The sequence below is a fragment of the Variovorax sp. 01T439_2 genome, from assembly GCF_056398445.1.
In genome coordinates this window covers 1-2,276 of record NZ_JBFTPJ010000938.1, presented here as the reverse complement: position 1 = coordinate 2,276, position 2,276 = coordinate 1, and the positions used below count along the sequence as shown (strand labels likewise).

Here is a 2,276-nt window from a genome sequence, read left to right as displayed (position 1 = left end):
ACGCTGGACAGCATCCGCCGCACCCGCCTGGCCCTCAAGGGCCCGCTCGAGACGCCCTCGGGCGGCGGCTACCGCTCGTCGAACGTGCGGCTGCGGGAGGAATTCCAGCTCTACGCCAACCTGCGCCCCGCGCGTACCATCATTCCGGGCGGCCGCTTCGACAAGATCGACCTGATGGTCGTGCGCGAGAACCTCGAGGGCCTGTACATCGGCCACGAGCACTATGTGCGCATCGACGGCGATCCGCACGCCGTGGGCATGGCCACGGGCATCAACACGCGCCAGGGCTGCCTGCGCCTGCTCGAATACGCCTTCGAGACCGCCATTGCCGCCGGCCGCAAGAAGGTCACGCTGGTGCACAAGGCCAACATCATGAAGGTGCTGACCGGCCTGTTCCTGGAGACGGGCCTCAGGCTCTACGAAGAGAAGTACAAGGGCAAGTTCGAGCTCGACACCATCATCGTCGACGCCTGTGCGATGAAGCTGGTGCTCAATCCGTGGCAGTTCGACATGCTGGTGACGACCAACCTGTTCGGCGACATCCTGTCCGACCTGGTGGCGGGCCTGGTSGGCGGCCTGGGCMTGGCSCCSGGTGCSAACATCGGCGMSGRYGCGGCSATYTTCGARGCYGTGCACGGCWCKGCRCCSGACATCGCCGGCAAGGGCATCGCCAACCCCACGGCACTGCTGCTGGCCGCCGCGCTGATGCTCGAGCACGTCAGGCTGCCCGATCTGGCCACGCGCCTGCGCAAGGCCATCGACGACACGCTCAACATCGACAAGGTGCGCACCGGCGACCTGGGCGGCAGCGCCGGCACGGCGGCGTTCACCAAGGCGCTGGTCGCCCGCATCCAGAACGGCTGAAGCGAGAGGCGGCTTTCCGTGGCTTCATGAGAAAGCTGCTGCTCCTGCTGGCCCTGTGCCTGGCCGGCGCGGCCAGCATGGCCTCCGCGGCTGCCGCCGAACCGCGCTACACCGTCGTGAAGATCGACGTGCGCAAAGAGCGGCTCGAGTTGTTCCTGCACGATGACAGCGGCGCCCCGTTCAAGCGTCTCGACCGCCTCGAAGCCTGGCTCGCCGCGCGCAACCGGCAGCTGGTGTTCGCCATGAATGCCGGCATGTACCACGCGGACTTTTCCCCGGTCGGCCTGCTGGTGCAGGAGGGACGCGAGGAGGCGCCGCTCAACCTGGCGGCGGGTGCGGGCAACTTCTTCCTCAAGCCGAACGGCGTGTTCCTGGTGTCCGATGCGGGGCCGCGCGTGGTCGAGTCGTCCGAATATGCGGCGCTGCCGAAAGAGGGCGTTCGGCTGGCGACCCAGTCGGGCCCGCTGCTGCTGCGCCGCGGCGTGGTGCATCCCGCCTTCATCCCGGATTCCGATTCGCGCAAGATCCGCAACGGCGTGGGCGTGTCGGGCCACACGGCGATCTTCGTGATCAGCGAGCAGCCGGTGAACTTCTACGAGTTCGCGCTCTACTTCGCGACGTGCTGCATTGCCGCGACGCGCTCTATCTCGACGGCACCGTGTCGGCACTGCATTCGCTTGCCTTGCGGCGCAGCGACTTCACCAGGGAGCTGGGACCGATACTCGGCGTGGCGGTGCCGTGAACAAGCGGCCCTTGCCGCCATCGTTTTCATTCAGGACTCCTTGAGCAATGACCCAGGCCCTTCCCATTCTTTCGCTCGTCGAAACCCGCGTGCTCGGCGTGCTGGCCGAGAAGCAGCGCACCGTGCCCGACAGCTATCCGCTGACGCTCAATTCGCTGGTGTCCGGCTGCAACCAGAAGACCAGCCGCAACCCGGTGCTCGAACTGAGCGAGGCCCAGGTGCAGGCCGCCATCGACAGCCTCAAGGGCTACAGCCTGGTGGCCGAAACCAGCGGCGGCCGGGCGTTCCGCTACGAGCACAACATCGACCGCGTGCTGCGCATTCCGTCGCAGTCGGTGATCCTGCTCACGGTGCTGATGCTGCGCGGTCCGCAAACGGCGGGTGAACTGCGCATCGCCTGCGACCGCATGCACAACTTCGCGGACATCTCGTCGGTGGAGGCTTTTCTCGACGAGCTCGCCGAGCGGCCGGCCGGCGCGCTGGTGGTGAAGCTCGCGCGGCTGCCGGGCGCGCGCGAAAGCCGCTGGGCGCATCTTTTGAGCGGCGCGCCGGCGGAAGACGTTGCGGGGCCTGCGGGTGCGTCGTCCGATGCTGCCTACGGCGCGCACGATGCATCGCTCGGCGAGGTGGCCGCGCTCAAGGCCAACGTGGCGCGGCTCGAGGCCGAGCT

Annotated in this window: 3 protein-coding genes and 1 pseudogene; all 4 read left to right on the top strand. The window is 67.8% G+C overall.

Annotated elements, in window-relative coordinates:
* On the top strand, nucleotides 1–864 hold an 864-nt coding region (locus tag AC1DOC_RS30075; protein WP_478131162.1), incomplete at its 5' end, for an isocitrate/isopropylmalate dehydrogenase family protein.
* Nucleotides 865–890: 26 nt separating this feature from the next.
* Nucleotides 891–1,412 (top strand): annotated as a pseudogene (locus AC1DOC_RS30070) (phosphodiester glycosidase family protein); the annotation flags it as partial.
* 71 nt (nucleotides 1,413–1,483) lie between these two features.
* Nucleotides 1,484–1,606, top strand: coding sequence for a hypothetical protein (locus tag AC1DOC_RS30065; protein ID WP_478079356.1), 123 nt, complete (start codon nucleotides 1,484–1,486; stop codon nucleotides 1,604–1,606).
* A gap of 47 nt (nucleotides 1,607–1,653) precedes the next feature.
* Nucleotides 1,654–2,276: YceH family protein (locus AC1DOC_RS30060; RefSeq protein ID WP_478131161.1), on the top strand; the 623-nt coding region annotated here is incomplete at its 3' end.